This window comes from Pseudomonas sp. GM21 (assembly GCF_000282215.1).
Classification (GTDB): Bacteria; Pseudomonadota; Gammaproteobacteria; order Pseudomonadales; family Pseudomonadaceae; genus Aquipseudomonas.
Window position 1 is genome coordinate 50224 of the sequence record NZ_AKJS01000187.1, and the last position, 20143, is coordinate 70366.

Genomic DNA, 20143 nt, shown 5'->3' on the forward strand with positions numbered 1-20143 from the left:
GCACCTCAAAGTCTGATGAGGCGCTCTCCCGCTGACGTTCTGTTGAAGACTCAGTGAGAGACAATCGGCACCGTCACCGTCTTGCCGAACGCCGACTTGATGGTGATGGTCGGGTTGGGTGACGGGCCACTGCCGGTGGTCGTGACCGATATCCGCCAGCGGGCACCGGTACCGATCGGGACCAGGCTGGCCGTGCCAAGGTTCAGCGGGCCTGCGGTGGTCGAGGCGGTCGCCGTGATGGTGTTGCCTGTGCCTCGTGAGGTGGTACCGCTCAGGTCCCAGGTGTAGCGGCTGTTGCTGCGGGCGGTGACTACCGCGCTGGTGACCACCAGGTCTTCGTTGACCGCCGGGGCGGATACCGCCACGGACACCGTCGCCGGGTTCGACACCGCATCCTTGGCGTCGCTGGCGTTATAGGTGAAGGTCGCGGTGAACGGCTCGGGGATGGTGGCCGGAGGTGTGTAGATCACCCGCACACCATCGGTGCTGACCATGCCTTTACCCGAATCCGGCTGGTTCAGGTCCACCACTTTGAGCGGCAGATTTCCGTCGGGGTCGGTGTCGTTGGCCAGCACGTTGATGGTCACCGGTTGTCCGTTGTTGCTAGTAGCGCTGTCGGGATTAGCCACCGGTTTTTGGTTATCGCCTTCGTGATTTTCGTCATCGCCACCGGTGCGGAAGGTCGGCAGGGCGGCAGAGGCCACGTAGGTGACACCGTCCCAGCCCGGCAGGGGCGTTGGCATCAACTGAAACTGGCCGGGATGTTCGATATCCCAACGCAATAGCATCGAGTTGTCCTCGTGCTGGGTGTTGTGGCAATGCTCGACGAACGTGCCGGCGAACTCACGGAAGTGGATCGCCATGTCCACATCTACCGAACTGTCAATCTCCTGGCCGATGCGATAGACGTCCTTGCGCGCCCATTTTTCCCATTCGGGCGGTGCTTTACCGTCGCGGCTGAGGATGATGCCTTCTTCGAAATGCACGTGCACTGGATGGCTCCAGCCGTTTCCGCCGTTCTTGATTTTCCACACTTCGAGGGTGCCGTCGCCGGAGAAGCCGGCGTCCGTCGGGCCGTTGGCCAATTGCGGAGCAGCGCTGATCCGACGAGGGTCCATGGCATAGCCGAAACCGCCGTCGGTCTTGACCGTCCAGGGGGCTTCGTCGGTGCCGTCGGAGCGACCGAAAATGAACTCTCGATGCCGCGCCAACTTGAGTTTGGCCTGATCGGTGACGCTGTCTCGGTCGATGGTCAGGGGGATCATTTTCTTGCCGGCCGCTTTGCCCGGTTTGGCGGGTTCATAGTCAGCCGGGTTCAAGCTCACGTCCTGGCCGGTGTAAGGTTGCACCACCAGTTGCAGGAACTTGCCCACCACCGGGTCGCCCTTGTCCCATTTCGGACCATCACTGGTTTGCTTGATTTCGGCCTTGTACTCCTCGGACAGCACCTCGGCCAGGCTCACTTCCTCCTTCTCCGGGCCCTTGCCGGTCTGGTGCTCCATCAGGTTGACGAAATACAGCTTGTCGCCGGGCTTGATCCCGTTTTTCGCGAAGTTGATGATGATGTCGTAACGCTCGGCGATCGCCTGGGTCGGCAGGATCGCGTTGTGCCTCTGTTTATCGCCGTCTCCGTCCAGGTCCATGCTGCCGTCGAAGGGCACGGCATGTTCCATGATGTTGCCGTCGTTGCCGATCATGTGAAATGGCACGCGGGCATAGGACACACCAGAGCCTTTAGGCCCCTGGAATTCGCCGCCGTTACCGACGATTTCACGCACCACGGCAATCTTGAAGTAACGCGACACCGAACCGTTGAGAATGCGGAAGCGATAACTGCGTGCGCGCACTTTCAGGCGCGGCTCGTACTGCCAGTTCACCAGGATCTGGTCGCCGAGAAAGCCGTCAGTGTTGAACGGGTTGAACCACAGCTGACCGTTGGCGTCCCAGGCCTTGTCCGCGATCACCAGGTTGACGTCGTAGTCACGGTTGCCCCAAGGCAACGCCGAACCGCTGGGCAGGCGCAGGTTGACCCCGTCTTCCAGCGCTTCGTTGCCGCGATCCAGGGCGCTGTAGTAGTTCATCATCACCGCGTTGCCCTTGTAGACGTTTTGCGCGGTGAAATCGAGCATGTGGTCGTGGAACCAGTGCGTACTCATGGTTTCGCGCCAGTCGCCCCGGATCTTGATGGTGCCGTTGTCGCAGGTTTTGAGGCCGGGACTGGTGTCGTTGACGTACAGCGTTTCGCCCGGGGCGCAGGGGAACGCTGCACGCGGATCTTCAGCTTTGGTGTTGATGGTGTCGTAACCGGCCAGTTGCAGCGGCCAGCGATAGTCGTAGTACTGCCCCGGAAAGAAAAACGCATTGGTGTAGCCATCGCTTTCGGCCGGGGAGTGACCGTTGTGCTCGTGGGTGCTGATGGTGTGCAGACCGAAGCCCATATTGGCCGCCGGGTCGATCGGCAAGGCATTGTAGTGACGCATCAGCACCGGTTGGCCGTAGCGCACCATCAGCAGTTTTGCCGGAAAGGTGCCGTCGAAAGTCCACAAGGCATTGTGATTTTGCAGCGGAAAATTGGGGTGGAAGCGCGTATCGATGCCTTTGGTGGTGCCCGTCGTGGTCGGGATGTCCGAGGTCTGATAGTAGAGCCCGCCCGGCCCGAATTCACCGACGGCATAGTTGTGCAATTGCCGGCGGTCGCGCATGCCGGTGTTGACCCGAGCGCCCACTTGCACGGTTTTGTAGGCGACTTGGGGGTAGAACTCGTTCCAGCGCTGATGCGACCAGCCTTTTCCCGGTGGCCGTCCTTCGGCCGGCGAACCCACTGGATGGCGATTGAGGAAGGTTTCGATCTGCGCCTTCCACGGATTGCGGTCCAGTACGTTGGAGAACTGCGACGGGAACGGGAACAGGCCAGGCTGGCGCATGAACGCATCCAGCGCGGCACCCGCGGGGGCGCTGCGAGCGACGCTGTTCGGGTCCTGCGCAGGCGCCGGGCCGACGGTGGGGACAGGGAAGGTCAGGGGTGGCGCCGGGATCGTCGGGTCGAGTTTCTCCGTGCCGAATTCCTCGAACAGCAGCAATTGCTGGGTGAACGGTAGCGCCCCGAACAAGGGGCTGGGTTTACCGTTGGTAGGGAAGTTGAACGAGGTCTGCACATTCGGCGGCAGCACATTGTCTGCACGCGGCGTGACACGGTCGCCGAACACGCCATTGGGCAGGGCAAACGATCCCTGGTTGGCTTCTGGCAATGCTTCCAGGGCGTCCAGCGCAGCTTTGGGATCGGCCGGCGGATTGTAGAAGGCGGAAGGGTCGGTGGGCGGCGGCGGGCCGACATCATCGAGCGGTGCTGCGCCGACCTTGGCCAAGCTGAAAAAAATGACAGCGGCTACGCCCCATTTCCTCAGGAAGTTGAGCGAACTGAATGCCGATGCCGCGTTTTTCATGGTCTTCCCCTCGCAACATGCCAAATGGCGAAACCCGCCGTCCCCACCGGAAACGACAGTTACTGCGTTGCGAGGGTTGTGGCAAAAGTCGGGCCAACGGCAAAAAGGAGGTAAAAGTCCAGATTTATTAGGAGGTTAATTGGGAGTGTTTCTCAAATGAAACAACTGAGTGGTGGGGGATATTCCTCGAAATAGGTGGCTTTTTGCCTGAGTGGGTGGGGAACAACCTGTTTAGGGGGAGGGAAGTTCTGCTTGTGATCTGTAAACATTTGTCGTCGTACAACACAGCTGAAGGCTCCAAGACCCCACCTCCCATCGTCAACGCGCGTCAATTCGGATCGTTGAAGCCCCTGAAGCTACCGAGTTCTGTAAGAAATCGTAATTTTCACAAGGGGGCTTCATCAAGACCAACGGCTATTTTCGATATTGACAGCCCGACATGTAACTAGATATAAAAGGCACAGTTGTACGACGACAGACGATACGTCGGCTGTCATGCCAAAAAATAAAAAGAGTGTCGGCCCCAACATGAAATCAACTTGCGTACTCATCCCCCTCAGCGTCGCTTCCTCTGGCCTGATCTTGTCTGCTTGCGCGCCCGCACAGTCAGTTCCGTCGCAGGCGACCGTCCCGCCAAACCCCTGCTAGTACTCGCTACACACCCGGCTCCAGCCACCAGCAATTGCACTGCGCGTAATGCAACTGGCGGCGGGGTACAGCATAAGTTGATCGCAAGACCCGGCTGATTCTGACCAGCCTTGGCGCGGACTCTTCGCGTTTTGGCGATGCTCTACGACACAACTGATCTCGCTTGAAACCGAGAGATCATCACCACAATCCAATAATAAAGTGATGCCATGAATCTGAACGAGCCCATCAATGCGAATGCGCAACGCGTCGGCCAAACGGTCGGCAAATACCGCTGGACGATTTGTGCGCTGCTGTTTTTTGCCACAACCGTCAACTATCTGGACCGCCAGGTACTGAGTCTGTTGGCACCGCAACTGTCGACGCAGTTTGGCTGGAGTAACACCGACTACGCCAACATCGCCTCGGTTTTCCAGTTTGTATATGCGATTTCCATGCTGTTCGCCGGTCGCTTCGTCGACAAGATTGGCACCAAAAAAGCCTATATCTGGGCGATTGGCATCTGGTCCACCGGTGCGGTCATGCACGCCTTTGCCGTGCCGATGGGTGAGGGTATTGGCGCCCTGAGCAGTGCGCTCGGCCTTGCCGTCATTCCGGTCTCGATTGCCGGTTTCATGCTGTCTCGCGCGGTGCTGGCGATTGGTGAAGCGGGTAACTTCCCGATCGCGATCAAAGCCACCGCAGAGTACTTCCCGAAGAAAGAGCGTTCCTTCGCCACCGGTATCTTCAACTCCGGTGCCAACGTGGGCGCAGTCCTGGCACCGATCTGCGTACCGCTGATTGCGGCTCTCTGGGGCTGGGAAGCGGCCTTTATCGTGATCGGTATGCTGGGCTTCGTCTGGGTCGCCGTCTGGATTGCGCTCTACCAGAAGCCGGATCAGCAAAAGCGCCTGTCGGCGGAAGAACTGGCGTACATCCGTAGCGATGAACCTGCGCAAGTAGCCATCCCGGAAGTGTCGGGTGTCGCTGCCAAAAAAGTCTCGTGGTTCAAGTTGCTGACCTATCGCCAGACCTGGGCGTTTGCTTTCGGCAAGTTCATGACCGATGGCGTGTGGTGGTTCTTCCTGTTCTGGCTCCCAACCTACCTGTCGGCGCAATACGGCATGAAGGGCGCGGCCATCGTGGCACCGCTGGCCGTGTTGTACAGCTTGACGATGATCGGCAGTATCGGTGGCGGCTGGTTCCCGAGCTACTTCATGAAGCGCGGCGACAAGCCGTATGACGGCCGCATGAAAGCCATGCTGGTGATCGCGCTGTTCCCGTTGGTGGTATTGCTGGCGCAGCCATTTGGCTACATCAGCTTTTGGGTCCCTGTGTTGCTGATTGGCGTTGGCGCATCGGCGCACCAGGCGTGGTCGTGCAACATCTTCACGACGGTGTCCGACATGTTCCCGCAAAAAACCATCGCTTCGGTGGTTGGTATTGGCGGCATGGCCGGCGGCTTGGGCGGTGTGGTGATGACCAAGGTTGGTGGTTATGTGTTCGACTACTACAAATCGATCAACGATATTCACACCGGCTACATGATCATGTTCGCTATCTGTTCGGTCGCCTATCTGGTGGCCTGGAGCGTGATGAAGCTGCTGGTGCCACGCCACAAGGAAATCACTGATCTGTAAACAACGATCAGTGCAGTAGAAAGCCCCGTCCCACTTCAGTGGGGCGGGGCTTTTTCGTTTCAAGCATCTGATCCGTATTTTCCCGCGCTATCTGCCTCTGTTATGCACTCAGTTGCAGGCTCACAATGACCGCAAACAGTGAGCTCAAATGTAGGAGGCCCCGATGGGCAAGATGGCAATTTTCCTGGGTGGATTTCTGGTGCTGACCATTTTGATTGGCGTCCTGGCCACGATCTCTCCCGTTTGATCCTTACGCCAGCAGAGTGCTGATCAAACCTCTTCTCGCCACCGCCGCGCCTGAACCAGCAGTGCCGGCGCAAAGTGCAGCACCACCATGCGCACCAGATGATGAGTCAGGATGAACACCACGTTCAGCCCGCCACTGAAGGCGACCATGGAGATGGTCTCGATTGCGCCCGGCATGTAGGCCAGCCATAACGACCAGGGATCGCTGCCCCAAACCCGCCCGGCCACGCAGGCAAACGCTGCGGCGATCAGCAACATCAGGCCAACGGACATCAACGCGGTTCGTCCATGGCGAGCGAGTTCAGCGACACTGATGTCCTTGAATTTCGACCCGATCAGCACACCAAGCAGGACGGCCGCGGAGTCGACACTCCATGACGGCATGTGAAAGCCCTGCAAATAGCCGGTCTTGACGTAGACGCCTGTGAGCACGATAGCGGTCAGCATGAACGGCGCCGGGACGCCGACGTTCAGCAGCAAACGACCCAGCAACAGGCTTAAGGCGATCAGCGATAACAGGGTCAACGCCAGGCTGATGCTCAACGGGCTGCTCTGGACAATCGCCACGGTGGTCTGCCCGGGAATTAAAAAACTCACGAGGAGGGTGATGGAGATCAGTCGCACCAGATGCACGACGATCACTTTGCCGGATGCGCGTTCGGATTCGAGCAAGTCGAATACCGCCGCGAGTGCGCCGGGGTAGACGGCCAGCAGGGTATCCTTGCGGTTCCATCCGGTGATTTTAAGCAGCGCCAAACCGGCCACCGCGCTTTGCACCATCAAGCACACCAGCATGACACCCAGGCTGGGCAAGATGGCCGCGACCGTGTGGCTGTCCCACGCCGTAAACATCAGGCCGGTCGCGATCCCCAGGACGATTTGCACATAGCCGAGGCCGAAACGCAGGGTAGGGGAGAAGCGCAGGTTGCTGGCGATCAGTGCGCTCGCGAATATCGAACCCAGCAACAGGCCATGGGGGATGCCGGCGTATTGCAGCGCGGCGCCGACGCCGGTAGCGATCAGTAAACACAATAGGGTTTTCATGAGCCTTCCTTGATGAATTCCCCGACGCTTGCATCCGGGCAGCCGATGTTTTCCCACCTGACGGCATGAAACGTCAAGAACGCTGTTCATCCTGTCCTTTAGGCGACATCAGCTGGCTTACTAGCGTTAGTCGGTAATCAGCGGACGGGCTAGAGTCGTGCTCACGTTCCTGGCAAACCCGGATGACCCTGATGACGCGCCCTCGATTCTTACCCGACAACTTCACCCTGACCCTGATCGGCGTCGTACTGCTCGCCAGTGTGTTGCCCGTCAGCGGTCAGGTCGCGGTGGGCTTCGGGTGGCTGACCAACATCGCCATCGCCCTGCTGTTTTTTCTGCATGGCGCCAAGCTGTCTCGCGAGTCGATCATCGCCGGTGCCGGGCATTGGCGGCTGCATGTGCTGGTGTTCAGTCTGACCTTTGTGCTGTTTCCGCTGCTCGGTCTGGCGCTGAAGCCGGTGCTGTCGCCGCTGATCGGTGATGATCTGTACATGGGCATGCTCTACCTCTGCGCGCTGCCCGCGACGGTGCAGTCGGCCATTGCCTTTACCTCCCTGGCGCGAGGCAACATTCCGGCGGCGATTTGCAGTGCGGCGGCGTCCAGTCTGTTCGGAATCTTTATCACGCCATTGCTGGTGACGCTGCTGCTGAATGTGCACGGCGATGGCGGTTCGACCCTCGATGCGATCGTGAAAATCAGCGTGCAACTGCTGCTGCCCTTTATTGCCGGGCAGATTGCGCGACGCTGGATCGGCGCCTGGGTCGGGCGCAACAAGAGTTGGCTGAAGTTCGTGGATCAGGGGTCGATTCTGCTGGTGGTCTTCGGCGCGTTCAGCGAAGCGGTGAACGAGGGCATCTGGCACCAGATCCCGCTTTGGGAACTGGCCGGGCTGGTGGTGGCTTGCTGCGTATTGCTGGGTTTGGTATTGGTGGCTTCAACGGTGCTGGGCAAAGCCTTTGGTTTCAATCTGGAAGACCGCATTACCATCGTGTTCTGCGGTTCGAAGAAAAGTCTGGCCACCGGTGTGCCGATGGCCCAGGTGCTGTTCGCCGGCAGCACCATTGGCGTGTTGATCCTGCCGTTGATGCTGTTCCATCAAATCCAGCTGATGGTCTGTGCCGTGCTGGCCCAGCGCTACGCCAAACGCCAGGAATCGGTTGCTGAGTTGATGGCGCAAGTAGATCCTTGATTGTCTGGGTCCTAGCCTCGTCTGGAGTGATGCATGAAGGTTGGCGTGATTTCCGATACCCACGGTTTGCTCCGCACCGAAGCGGTTGCCGCGCTGGAGGGGTGTGAGCGGATCATTCACGCAGGCGACATCGGTAGCCGGGACATTCTCGATCAACTGGCGTCGATAGCCCCGCTGCATGTGGTGCGCGGGAACAACGATCTGGGCGAGTCTTGGGCAGAACCGCTGGATGATCTTCTGTGTTTTGAGCTGAACGGATGGGGCACATTGCTGGTGCATGACATCGCCGATGTTCCGGTCGTGCTCGATGCAGGCATCAAGCTGGTGATCACCGGCCATTCGCACAAACCACGCATCGAATGGCGCGGTGAGCGGTTATTTCTCAATCCCGGCAGTGCGGGACGGCGGCGTTTCAAGCTGCCGGTGACGCTGGCGTTGATTGAGGTGCTTGAGGGCTCGATTGAGCCGCGTCTGGTTTCGTTGCTGGAATGAATTTTTTCCGCATCGATTCTATTCCACCTCATGTCGGAGAAAACCAGGAGGTAATTCGCCAATGCCTTGCAGTCGGGCTTCGAGAAACTCGCGCAACACGCGAACCTTTGTCGAAAAGCGGCGATTGGGAAGGTAAGCCATGTAAATCTGTCTGCCTGTCAGCGAATTAACGAAACGATAGTCCGGCAGGACAATTTGCAATTGACCGTTCAACAGCAGGTCTCGCACTAGCCAGATTTCGAATTCCGCTATTCCCAGCCCCCCACAAACTGCTTCGAGCAACAGTTCCGAGTTGTCTGATTGAAGATTGCCTTGCGGGAAAATCGAATGTTTTTCCTCGTCCCGGACAAAATACCAATGGGGGTCGCTATCCGGGTGTACGTAGACCAGACAGTTATGGGCGCTCAGATCGCCAGGCGTCTGGGGATGTCCATGCTGTGCAAGGTATTCAGGTGTGGCGCAAAGCAGCGAATCGTTGCGGGAAATCGGGTAGGCGATCAGGTTCTCCAAATGGTTTTCACCCTCATGGATATCCAGATCAAAGCCCCCGACGATCATATCGTTGTGATTATCTGTCAGGCGCAGATCCATCTGGATGCCGGGGTACATCTTTAGAAAGGGGGCGATCAGCGGCGCGAGGAAACGCCTGCCGAACGCCACGGGTGACGTGAGTTTCAGAGGGCCACTGGGTGCAAGGTTGAGATCGCTGACCACGCGCAAGGTGTCATCCAGGTCGGCGATCATCGACAACGCCCGCGCGTGATAGATCTGCCCCGCCTCGGTCAGCGCGACGATATGCGTGGTGCGATGGAGCAGGGTGGTGTTCAGCGATTTTTCCAACGCCGAAATGGTCCGGGTCAACGTCGAAGGAGAAACGTGCATCTCTCGGGCGGCCGCGGAAAAGCTGCCCAACTCAACGACTTTCACCAAGGCCCTCATCACCCCAAGATGATCGATGCGTGCAATTTCGGAGCTCATTTCAGGTTGATGCCTTTGCGCTGGGTGCAAAACCGAATTCCTTTACTCGATGTTCCACCGGTTTTTATCGGAATATAGACTCAAACCCATGCCGTGCGCACATCCTTGTTGCCCGTCAACGAATATTCCCCGTTGCAAGTCGGAGTTTGAAGAACCTCATGAATTTTCCTGCCCATGTTCCAATCGCCATTGCCACTCGAAACGAACATGTGGAGCGAATCCATTGGGGGTCAGTGGCCGTGGTGGATAGCGAGGGCGCGTTACTGGCCTACGCTGGCGACCCGGCCTCCATGACATTTTCCCGTTCTACGCTCAAGCCCTTTCAGGCCGTTCCTTTTGTCCGTGACGGCGGCCCCGAGCGTTTTGGCTTTACCGATGATCAGGTAGCTTTGATGTGCGCCAGCCATTCCGGGGAAGCGTCGCACGTCGATGCAGTGAGCAACATGCTGACGAAAATCGGTCACGAAGTTCATGACCTGGGATGCGGCTGCCATTTGCCGGACTTCTACAGTGGCGACAATCTGCCGCCCCAAGGTTTCCACTTTGATCAACGCCACCACAACTGTTCCGGAAAACACACCGGATTTCTTGCCTACTGCCGCCTCCACGGATTAGAGAGTAGTTCCTACCTGGCGCCCGAACATCCCTTGCAACGCGATATCCAGCGGGTCGTCGCAGGGTTGACGCGGATGCCGCAAAATCAGCTTTGGACGGGGACTGACGGCTGTAACGCGCCCAACCTGGGAATGCCGCTCTCGCGACTTGCGCTGTTATGGGCACGTCTGGCCAGTGGTGATGCCGGGAACGACACAAGCCTCAGTCCTGTTTTGCAGCGGCTGTTCGACGCCATGCGTCGTCATCCTCAGATGGTCTCCGGTACCGGTCGATCCGATCTGGGCATCACCCTGTCCTCCAATGGTGATTGGGTCGCCAAAACGGGGGCTGATGGCGTACAGACGGTGGGTATCCGCAGTCGCGGACTGGGCGTGGCGGTCAAGGTCAGCGATGGTGATTTTCCCAGTGTGTTTGCCGTCACCATCTCAGTGCTCAAGCAGTTGGGCGTGTTGGAAGGCGAGAATCAGTTATTGGCAACTTGGGCAGATCCCGCGTTGAACAATTGCAATGGCGCCCCGGTGGGGCAATTGAAAGCCACTGTGCAATTGAAGTTCGTCTAATGCACAGTGCCGGCAGACACGAATCAGACATCTAACGCAGAGCTCAAGCCATGCAATCGACGCGCTCACTGGATCAGAAACCCCCAGCCATTTCATTGCGGGCAGTGAACAAATTTTTCGCCAGTCAACAGGTGCTGTTTGATGTAGACCTGCAAGTACAACCCGGTGAAGTGGTGGTGATTATCGGCCCCTCCGGTTCGGGTAAATCGACGTTGTGCCGGTGCATCAATCGTCTGGAAGCGATCGACAGCGGCGAGATTTTTCTGCACGGTGAACGCCTTCCGGAAGAGGGCGGTGCGTTGGCGAAGATGCGTGCCAAAGTGGGCATGGTCTTCCAGAACTTCAATTTGTTTGCCCACCGGACAGCGATGCAGAATGTTGCGATGGGCCCACGCAAAGTCCTCGGCATGAGTCGTCAGGATGCCGAGGCATGGGCCATGCAACTGCTTGATCAGGTCGGCTTGGGGCACAAGGGCAAGGCGTATCCCGCAGAGTTGTCGGGTGGACAGCAGCAACGCGTCGCGCTCGCTCGTTCGCTGGCGATGAAACCCAGTGTCATGTTGTTTGATGAGCCCACCTCCGCGCTTGATCCTGAAATGGTCAACGAGGTGCTGAAGGTGATGGTCGAATTGGCCCGCAGCGGTATGACCATGGTGGTGGTCACGCATGAAATGGGCTTCGCACGCTCGGCCGCTGACCGGATCGTTTTCATGGACGCCGGTCGCATCGTCGAAAGTGCGCCCCCCGAGATTTTTTTCAGCGCTCCGCGTTCAGAGCGTGCTCGCGATTTTCTTTCCAAAGTACTCGCACACTGAATCAATTAGTCGAAACCACAATAACAAGAGAAATACACCATGCGCCCAAACCGATTTGCTGCTCTAAGCCTTTCCCTGCTGACGTCCTGCATATTCGCCGGCCTTGCGTCGGCCGATACGACAGAGAAATTCGCGGCCGATTCGACGATGGCCAAGATTCACGAGCGAGGCAAGCTGGTCGTTGGCACCTCGCTGAACACGCTGATGTTCTCCTCACGCAACCCCATGACCGGGAATGTCGAGGGCTTCGAGGCTGAACTGGCAAGGATGCTGGCCAAACGGCTGACAGGATCGGAAGACAACATCGAGTGGGTCAGCACGACGCCGGAAAACCGCATTCCGTTGGTGCAGAACAAACGCGTCGACCTGGTCATCTCGACCATGACGGTGACGGATGAACGCAAACAGGTCATCGGGTTTGCCGGTCCGTATTACCTCGCGGGGCAAGATTCGCTGGTCCGGGCGGATGACCATTCGATCAATAAAACTGCAGACCTCGACACCAAGACCGTCTGCGTCCTGAGCGGCACCACCGTTGAACGCAACCTCAAACCGTTGGCGCCCAATGCCAAGATAGTCACCTTTAGCGACGCCTCGGCGTGCGTGGAAGGGCTGATCGATAAACGTTTCGATGCCTATGTCGACGACGGCGCCACGCTGGTCGGCGAGTCGATGCGTCAGCCCGGCAAATTGCGCGTAGTCGGCGCCCCTTTCACCGAGGAGCCCTACGGGATTGCCGTCGCCAAGGAAGACAAGACCTGGCGTGACTGGATCAACACGCAACTGAGCACGTCGATTCGTGATGGCCAGTGGCAAAAAATGTATGACAAGGAACTCGAAGCCGGTTTGGGCGCGCCCCAAGTGCCCGTCATCCAATAAGAAAAAATCCACAGAGGGTGACCTTGATGCCTTATATCGAACGCTTTCTTGGGGGTATCGCGATAAGCGTCGAGCTCACCCTGCTGTCCTTCGCCATAGCCATTGTCCTGGGACTGCTGCTGGCGGTCATGAGGGTCAGTCCATGGCCGACGTTTCGCTGGTTCGCCAGCGGCTACGTCGAACTCATGCGGATGATGCCGCTTCTGGCGCTATTACTGCTGTTTACCTTCGGATTGCCCAAGCTCGGTTTCATCTATTCGCTGTTCACCTCCACGGTCCTGGTGCTGGGCTTGTATAGCGCTGCCTGGATCTGTGAGGTGGTGAGGGCGGGCATCAATACTGTTTCTCTGGGGCAGATCGAAGCCGCTCGAAGCATCGGGATGCGCTTTGATCAGATACTCAGCGAAGTGGTGTTACCGCAAGCGGTGCAGTCGGTCATCGCACCGCTGGGAAATCTGTTCATCATTCAAATCAAGGCGTCTGCCATTGGCGCTGCAATTGGTGTCGCGGATATCACCTACACCGCGCAGAGGATCAACTTCGATACGGCCTTGGCCGTGCCGACTTTCCTTGGCGCCATGGCTGCCTATTTACTGCTGACCCTTCCCGCCGGCTGGTTCTTTCGCTACCTGGAGCAAAAAATGGCGGTGATCCGATGAGCTTCGATAATGTGCTGTACGAACCACCGGGGCCACTTGCCAGAAGGCGTAACCGAATCATCTCGGCGTTCGGCGCGATACTCCTGGTTGCTGGCCTGATTGCGGTGGGGCTGAGGCTGGACGAGAGCGGTCAGTTCGACGCCAAACGATGGGAGATTTTCCTCCACCCGGGGACGCTGCGCTTTTTGTTTGATGGGCTGGTGGCGACCTTGCTGGCCGCCGTGATCAGCATGATATTGGCGTTCAGTCTCGCGGTGCCATTGGCCGTTGCGCGGTTGTCCGACAGGCTCTGGTTACGCACGCTGGCAGCCGCCTATATCGGCTGTTTTCGTGCCGTACCGTTACTCTTGCTGATTCTGTTTACGGTCATTCTCTTGCCTTCCATGGGGCTCAATTGGTCGGCCTTGGGGTATCTGGTGTTCGGCATGGTGCTGCACCACAGTGCAATGACCGCGGAAATCGTGCGCACCGGGATTCTTTCCTTGGGCCGAGGGCAGCGGGAAGCTGCACTGTCTATCGGCATGCGAGAGCATCAGGCGATGCTGTGGATTGTGCTGCCGCAGGCGTTGAAACTCATGTTGCCGGCCTTGGTCAGTGCGGTTCTGGCGATTGTTCAGGATACGTCACTGGGCTACATCATTCCCTACGAGGAGCTTTTGCGCCGTTCACAGCAGATATCCAGCTTCGCGCCGCAAACACTGCTCCAGTCCGCGTTTATCGTGACGGTCATGTATGGCTTTGTCAGTGCGCTGCTGTTGGCACTACGTCGCTGGATCGAACGGCGGCAGGCCTATACTTCCCGAGCAGTGAATGGGAGTGACGGCATTACAGCCTCGGCGGTTTTCACAGAAACGCTGGGGGGTATTCCTGGTGTAACGCCGGCGTTGGGGAATGTGTCGGCGCAAGCGTCCACTCGTGATAAATAGTGAAGTTATGGGTTTTCGGGTGAGCTGTCATCTAGCTACAAGATGTAGCTAGATAGTTCTTTGTCAATCTTGAGAAAATAATTTCGTATAATTTCAAAAGCCTGTTCTGTAGAAGGAACTAGCGTGCGCAGGCCTAATCTCACAATGCCTAGGGTCATATCTAAATTAAGTTTTGGATTTACATCCAGGGCTACAACGGTGCCACTGTTTAGTGGTTGAAGCATCGCGTTGTAGGTAGAAGGAGAGACCATGTTTGAGAGCGATAACAGCTTTTGTATGGTTTCAAGGTTGTTTATATTTACAGAAAAGTTTTTTTCAAGGGGTAATTTCCAGCCATATAGCTGCGAAATGTTGAATGCCAAGGTATCGCTAATATAACCCGATCCTATGATGGGGTAATTTTCCAGTTCGTCTATTGTTATGTTCTTTTTGGTGGCAAGCGGATGACCCTGTCTTGCAAACCAGCCGTAAGTACATTTATAGAGTGGCTCTGACAAAAGATCCGCTGAGCTCGCCGCCGAGCTGACGTCTCCGATGAAAAAATCCAGTTTTTCTCTCCGCAGTGAATCCAGCAAAACATCCGTGCTTTCCACCTGAGCCTGAACTCTCAATTTGGGGCCTTTTGCAACCAAATCATTAATCATGGGTGCGAGCAGGTCTATTGCTATGGAGGACCCTAGACCAAAAGCCAGGGGGCCATAGGCGCCGTCCTTCATCAAGCTCAGTGCGCGGGCTCCTTCGCGCTCATCAAAGACAATACGGCGTGCTCGCTCCAAATACTCCAAGGCATAAGGAGTAGGGCGCAAGCGGCGATTGCTTCGGTCAAACAGCGATACCCGAAGCTCGTCTTCCAAGGCTTTGAGACTTCTGGATAGCGCAGGGAGGCTCAGGTGCACAGCCTCGGCAGCAGCGCTGAGCGATCCCGTCTCCATCACCGCCACAAAATGGTGAAGCTGCCTGGTGTTCATGTGTGTCGCCTTGAGTTGCAAGTTCTGCAAGATTTTAAGCGGAAAATTGCAATTTACCTAAATAAAGGTGAGTCCTTACACTCGATGCCTACTACAAACCAACGGCACGTACATTTCATGAACAACGCATTGCCTGTCTCGCCAATCAAGCCGCTGGTAGCTATCGCCGCCGACCGAGTGGAGCGTTACGGGCATCAAGCCCATACCTTACTCCACGGCTACGTGAACGCTGTGGCATTGGTGTCTGGTGGGTTACCGCTTGCGCTGCCTGCTGACGAAGCAGCCATCGATATTGCCAGTTTGATTGCGCATGTAGATGGAATCGTCCTGACGGGAAGCCCATCTAACATTGCCCCGCATCATTACGGAAAGGAATCCAATCCAGAAGGCTCGATGCTTGACCCGGCCCGCGATGCGACGGTTTTACCACTCGTCAAAAAACTCGTTGCAGCGGGTGTTCCCGTTCTCGGGATTTGTCGCGGGTTTCAGGAAATGAACGTTGCATGGGGGGGGACCTTAAACGTTGCTGTCCACGAGCGGCCAGGGGCCATTGACCATCGGGAGGGCGATCAATCCAGGCCTATTAAGGATTGGTATCAAGACAGTCACTCGATAGACATCATTCCTGGTGGCGTTTTGGCAGGGCTGTGTGCCGAACAAAGCGTTCTAGTGAATTCACTTCACCACCAAGGTGTAGAGAATTTGGGTAAAGGATTGAAGGTTGAAGCGATTGCCCCGGATGGGTTGATCGAAGCTTTTTCGGTGGAGGGAGCGCCGAGCTTCGCATTGGCTTTGCAGTGGCATCCGGAAATGCGAGTGGAAGACAGTGACTTTGCAAGAGCGATATTTGAAGCGTTTGGTGAGGCATGCCGACAGCGATCAAATATTCGTGCTGAAGCATGTAAAGCAAGTCGGTGAAAAACGAGAGTCTAATGAACACAAAAACAATATCTCAACTATTCAGTCAGACGTACGCTGAATCGCGAAAAAAATTCCTGACGGCTGCGCAGTCGAGAGGCTTGGCCGTCGAAAGTTATGAACTCGACCTGGAAGGTGCAGAAGGTGAGGCGCTCGCCACCGATGTGGTGGTCGATGGTCCACTGGATGCTTCCAGAATGCTCATTGTCATCAGTGGAGTTCATGGTGTTGAAGGGTTTACGGGCTCGGCCGTGCAAACCGGCTTGCTTGGTTTGAATCTGTCAAAACCTGACGATACGTCTGTTTTATATGTACATGCGATCAATCCGTTTGGCTTCTCGCATCTGCGTCGCGTCACTCAGGAAAACGTCGACCTCAACAGGAATTTTATAAATTTTAATTCTGACCTGCCGCAGAACCCGGGTTATGAGCAGATTCATGACGCCTTGCTTCCGCAGCAGTGGCCGCCAGAGAGTGACAAAGTATTAGAGGAATATCGTCTGCTACACGGTGACAAGGCGCTGCAACAGGCTATGTCCATAGGGCAATATAAATCTGAAAATGGCATGTGGTTTGGCGGCAAAGCTCCAACCTGGAGTAACGACACGATCAGAAAAATTCTGCGCAAGTACACCGCGAATATCAAAGTACTTGCCTCAATCGATGTTCATACCGGGCTCGGACCCTACGGCTACGGTGAAAAAATATTCGCCGGTTTTGATAATGGTATTTTCAATCTTGCGCAGGAATGGTGGGGCGAACTGACCAATGTGCACACAGGCACGTCTACCAGTGTGCCAATGAGCGGGCCGATTCAGACCGCAATAATTCAAGAGTGTGAAAACGCTAAACACATCGGTATTTGTCTTGAGTATGGTACCTACCCGCTGGAGCGCGTGATCACTGCACTCAGAGCGGATCATTGGGCCTACCGTTATGATATGCGCATGACAGCACAGGGATTAGCAATAACAAGTCATCTCAAGGAAACCTTTTACCCTGACGAGCCCGAGTGGCAGATGAAGGTTTGGGAACAGGCGGAACAGGCCGTCGTACAGGCGCTTAAAGGTCTCGCGGTTTAGGGCTTTAATGCGGCATTCAGATAGCCGGGTGATTTTAAATTTTAACTATCCTGATGATCATAATATGAATAATCAAATAATATCTCCATCGATGGATGTGAACCTTTCAGTTGCTGACACTGACGCAGGTCATACGGCAATAAATAAAAAAGCGATTGCGGCGGCTGTGGCGGGTAATGCGCTTGAGTTTTATGATTTTGTTATTTATGCCTATTTTGCTATATACATTGGCAAAGCGTTTTTTCCGGTAGCTGGCGAGTACGGCAGCTTAATGGCAGCCGTTGCAACTTTTGGCGTTGGTTTCTTCGCACGCCCGTTGGGTGGCATCCTGATCGGAGCCTACGCTGATCGGGCAGGGCGTAAACCCGCCATGATTCTTACTGTAGCGATGATTACGATTGGTACGATTGGGTTGGCTATGACGCCCAGTTATCAGTCGATCGGTATTGCCGCACCGATTATTGTCGTTATCTGTCGTTTGATACAGGGCCTCGCGCTTGGTGGTGAAGTCGGACCTGCGACATCGCTATTGATCGAAGCAGCTCCCCCTCATCGTCGTGGGTTTTACTCCAGCTGGCAGATTGCGAGCCAGGGGATCGCTGTAGCAGTGGGAGGAGTGCTGGGTGTCGCTCTGTCCTATTGGTTGAGTGCAGAACAGCTTGAAACCTGGGGATGGCGGATTCCATTCTTTCTCAGCCTTGTGCTGATCCCTATCGTTATCTACATGCGAAGAGCGTTGCCGGAAACCCATGAAACGGCCCAGGAGCGGACAAGCAGTGAAATCGTTGGTGTTGTCCTGCGCGAGCATAAAAAGGTGCTGCTGCTAGGCATTCTGTTGTTCGCTTCGATTGGCGTTGCGTCGCAAATCGGCAACTACATGGTCAGTTACGCTGTACAAGTACTTAAACTGTCTGCGCCGGTCGCGCAAGGAAGTGTTCTGGTCGGCGGGCTGGTTACGTTTGCTTTTGCCCTGATAGGCGGTTTGCTTAGCGATCGCTTGGGAAGAAGGATTACCAATTTTATTCCCCGGGTTATTTTGACGTTGGCCATCGTTCCGCTCTTCATGTGGCTGGTAAGTGCGCCTACTTTGCTCACGCTGTTCACGGTGAATACTGTCATTGCGGCGCTAACCGCAATGTTTGCCACCGCCGGGCTTGTGCAGATTCCAGAATTGTTACCAATCGCAGTTCGCAGTACGGGTTTGTCTTTGGTGTATGCGTTCGGCACAGCAATTTTTGGAGGGACGACTCAGTTTGTCGTGACTTGGCTTATTGCGGTGACCAACAGTCCCATGGCGCCTGCATGGTATTTGGCTGGGGTCAGTGTTGTGAGTCTGCTTGCAATGTTGTTCTTGCCTGAGTCGAAAAATGTAGATATTCGAAAGTGATTTTGTAAGTAGCGGAAAAACAGAACTCGATAGGGTTTTATGCGAATTTGTTGTCTGCATACAGACATGGTTTGGCTGCAGGTTTGAGGCAATTCAATTTGGTTAATATGGCGCTTATGTCCGATCAGTTTTCTGTAGGCTGAGCGCCATTGATATCGATGTGTTTTTGTTTGCGTCGCACTTGGTTTCGACGAGAATATTTTTCCTCCTCATCTAATAATAAAAACTATTGGTGATAAGTAATGTTTTATATACAGCGCACAATTTTGCATGTGTTCTTTCTTTTCGCGACACCAGCGGCCTTGGCTGAAAATGCCAGCCAGGATTTTCCAGTTCCTCAGCTTAAATCCAGTAGTGCTCAAGATGAGGCGACTGGATTCATTGCAGGGCAATCGCTGTCCGGAACTACCAGGAACTTTCTATCCAAAGAACTGGCAGAACGCGGAAGCACATTCTTCATCAAAAAAAGCGGGCGCCCACCGGAGCCTACTGACCGCCGTGATACGTGGGTTCAGGGTACGATTCTGGATTACCGTTCCGGCTTTACCCAAGGTAAGTTTGGATTCGGAGTTGAGGTCGCTCCGTACAACGCTACAGCACTCGAGCGGGGCAAGGGGCGCATCGCCGGCGGTGGCAATCGGACGTTAACTGACAGTGCCGGAAATGCGGTAGATCAATGGAGCAAACTGGGGCTGGCTAACGTAAAGGCGCGAGTTTCAAATACGACGCTTACTGTCGGTCGCCAAAATATGCAAACCCCCATGATTGCCGACAACACTAACAGAGCGCTGCCGTCAAGTTTTCAGGGTGCAAATCTGAATAGTACTGAATTCAATAATTTGAGTGTCGACTTGGGTGCATTTGATCAGGTTTCTCCGCGCACGGAGCAAAGCACCACGGATATCGTATCTGAATATGGTAATCGTAACGTATCGAGCGACATTGCTTATATCGCGGGAGCTGTTTACACGCCGTATAAAAGTGTTAAGGCGAGCGTGTATACGACTCAGGTAGAGGACTTTTGGAATCAATACTATCTCGGTTTTGTGCACAATGCAGGAGATCGGGCAAGTCTTGGCTTGGCCACGTCCTTCAATTACTATAAAACCACCGATCAGGGCTCAGCTAAAATGGGTCCAATCGATAACGATGCCTATAGCCTGGCTTTCAAATTAGGTCATGGGGCTCATACTCTAGTGTTCGCCTGGCAACAGGTTAACGGAAATGAGTACTTCGACTATATTCATGAAAGCAAAGGCACAACGCTGGCCAACTCGTTTTTGTCGAACTATAACGGGCCAAACGAAAAGTCTGTGCAGCTAGCGTATATCCTGGATACGGCACCTTACGGTCTGCCTGGGTTGACATTCTATTTATATAACGTTCGTGGCTTTGGCATCGATGGCACTCATTACCAAGGTAATAGCTACCCTGTAAAACGTCTGGACGGTGATAAACATCAGGAGTCGGGTCTTTTAACTTCTTACACTGTACAGAGTGGCAGGTTAAAAAGTAGCAATGTCCAAGTGGGCTATGTGGCGCATCGCGCCACGCCGAATGAAATTGATGGAAACGTCAAAGAGTTTCGCATGGTTACAACGATTCCGTTCAACGTATTTTGATCTTCTTTGGGCCGCCCCAACCCTTAGCACTAGGGGCGGGGCGGCTCCTTCA

At 55.5% G+C, this 20143-nt stretch carries 16 protein-coding genes; 12 read left to right on the top strand and 4 right to left on the bottom strand.

Annotated elements, in window-relative coordinates:
• Window positions 1-50 precede the first annotated feature (50 nt).
• Window positions 51-3443, bottom strand: coding sequence for an Ig-like domain-containing protein (locus tag PMI22_RS02875; RefSeq protein ID WP_007948846.1), 3393 nt, complete (start codon window positions 3441-3443; stop codon window positions 51-53).
• A gap of 857 nt (window positions 3444-4300) precedes the next feature.
• On the opposite strand from PMI22_RS02875, the gene PMI22_RS02870 reads away from it, so the two are divergent.
• A complete protein-coding gene (locus PMI22_RS02870; RefSeq protein WP_007948847.1) occupies window positions 4301-5710 on the top strand; it encodes an MFS transporter in 1410 nt (469 codons plus the stop codon).
• A 270-nt stretch (window positions 5711-5980) separates the two neighbouring features.
• Here the strand turns inward: PMI22_RS02870 and PMI22_RS02865 are convergent, their stop codons facing one another.
• The gene (locus PMI22_RS02865) at window positions 5981-7000 is read right to left on the bottom strand and encodes an AbrB family transcriptional regulator (RefSeq protein WP_007948848.1); all 1020 of its coding nucleotides are present in this window, start codon (window positions 6998-7000) and stop codon (window positions 5981-5983) included.
• A gap of 191 nt (window positions 7001-7191) precedes the next feature.
• On the opposite strand from PMI22_RS02865, the gene PMI22_RS02860 reads away from it, so the two are divergent.
• Window positions 7192-8190, top strand: a complete 999-nt coding sequence (locus tag PMI22_RS02860; RefSeq protein ID WP_007948849.1) for a bile acid:sodium symporter family protein — start codon at window positions 7192-7194, stop codon at window positions 8188-8190.
• A 33-nt stretch (window positions 8191-8223) separates the two neighbouring features.
• Window positions 8224-8682: a metallophosphoesterase family protein gene (locus PMI22_RS02855; protein WP_007948851.1), complete on the top strand. Its 459-nt coding sequence runs from the start codon at window positions 8224-8226 to the stop codon at window positions 8680-8682.
• An 18-nt stretch (window positions 8683-8700) separates the two neighbouring features.
• Here PMI22_RS02855 and PMI22_RS02850 read toward each other — a convergent pair whose 3' ends face one another.
• Window positions 8701-9660, bottom strand: a complete 960-nt coding sequence (locus PMI22_RS02850; protein WP_007948852.1) for a LysR family transcriptional regulator — start codon at window positions 9658-9660, stop codon at window positions 8701-8703.
• A gap of 146 nt (window positions 9661-9806) precedes the next feature.
• On the opposite strand from PMI22_RS02850, the gene PMI22_RS02845 reads away from it, so the two are divergent.
• The 5 genes from PMI22_RS02845 to PMI22_RS02830 are packed head-to-tail and all read left to right on the top strand — an operon-like array spanning window position 9807 to window position 14114.
• Window positions 9807-10835 carry an asparaginase gene (locus tag PMI22_RS02845; protein ID WP_202949220.1) on the top strand — a complete coding sequence of 343 codons (1029 nt, stop codon included), beginning with the start codon at window positions 9807-9809 and terminating at the stop codon, window positions 10833-10835.
• Window positions 10836-10885: 50 nt separating this feature from the next.
• Window positions 10886-11650, top strand: a complete 765-nt coding sequence (locus PMI22_RS02840; RefSeq protein ID WP_007948854.1) for an amino acid ABC transporter ATP-binding protein — start codon at window positions 10886-10888, stop codon at window positions 11648-11650.
• Between the two features lie 39 nt (window positions 11651-11689).
• The gene (locus PMI22_RS0129815) at window positions 11690-12529 is read left to right on the top strand and encodes a glutamate ABC transporter substrate-binding protein (protein ID WP_007948855.1); all 840 of its coding nucleotides are present in this window, start codon (window positions 11690-11692) and stop codon (window positions 12527-12529) included.
• A 26-nt stretch (window positions 12530-12555) separates the two neighbouring features.
• Entirely contained in the window at window positions 12556-13188 is a 633-nt protein-coding gene (locus tag PMI22_RS02835; protein ID WP_007948856.1) for an amino acid ABC transporter permease, read from the top strand.
• Entirely contained in the window at window positions 13185-14114 is a 930-nt protein-coding gene (locus PMI22_RS02830; RefSeq protein ID WP_007948858.1) for an amino acid ABC transporter permease, read from the top strand. Before PMI22_RS02835 ends, PMI22_RS02830 begins: the two co-directional genes overlap by 4 nt.
• A 35-nt stretch (window positions 14115-14149) precedes the next feature.
• Here PMI22_RS02830 and PMI22_RS02825 read toward each other — a convergent pair whose 3' ends face one another.
• Window positions 14150-15082, bottom strand: coding sequence for a LysR family transcriptional regulator (locus PMI22_RS02825; RefSeq protein WP_007948859.1), 933 nt, complete (start codon window positions 15080-15082; stop codon window positions 14150-14152).
• A gap of 117 nt (window positions 15083-15199) precedes the next feature.
• On the opposite strand from PMI22_RS02825, the gene PMI22_RS02820 reads away from it, so the two are divergent.
• From PMI22_RS02820 to PMI22_RS02805, 4 genes are all read left to right on the top strand, one after another.
• Complete coding sequence (locus PMI22_RS02820; protein WP_033049747.1) at window positions 15200-16000, top strand: gamma-glutamyl-gamma-aminobutyrate hydrolase family protein; 801 nt, start codon at window positions 15200-15202, stop codon at window positions 15998-16000.
• 14 nt (window positions 16001-16014) lie between these two features.
• A complete protein-coding gene (locus tag PMI22_RS02815; RefSeq protein WP_007948861.1) occupies window positions 16015-17082 on the top strand; it encodes a M14 family metallopeptidase in 1068 nt (355 codons plus the stop codon).
• A 7-nt stretch (window positions 17083-17089) separates the two neighbouring features.
• The gene (locus PMI22_RS02810; protein ID WP_007948862.1) at window positions 17090-18469 is read left to right on the top strand and encodes an MFS transporter; all 1380 of its coding nucleotides are present in this window, start codon (window positions 17090-17092) and stop codon (window positions 18467-18469) included.
• Window positions 18470-18711: 242 nt separating this feature from the next.
• Complete coding sequence (locus PMI22_RS02805; protein WP_007948863.1) at window positions 18712-20091, top strand: OprD family outer membrane porin; 1380 nt, start codon at window positions 18712-18714, stop codon at window positions 20089-20091.
• Window positions 20092-20143 lie beyond the last annotated feature (52 nt).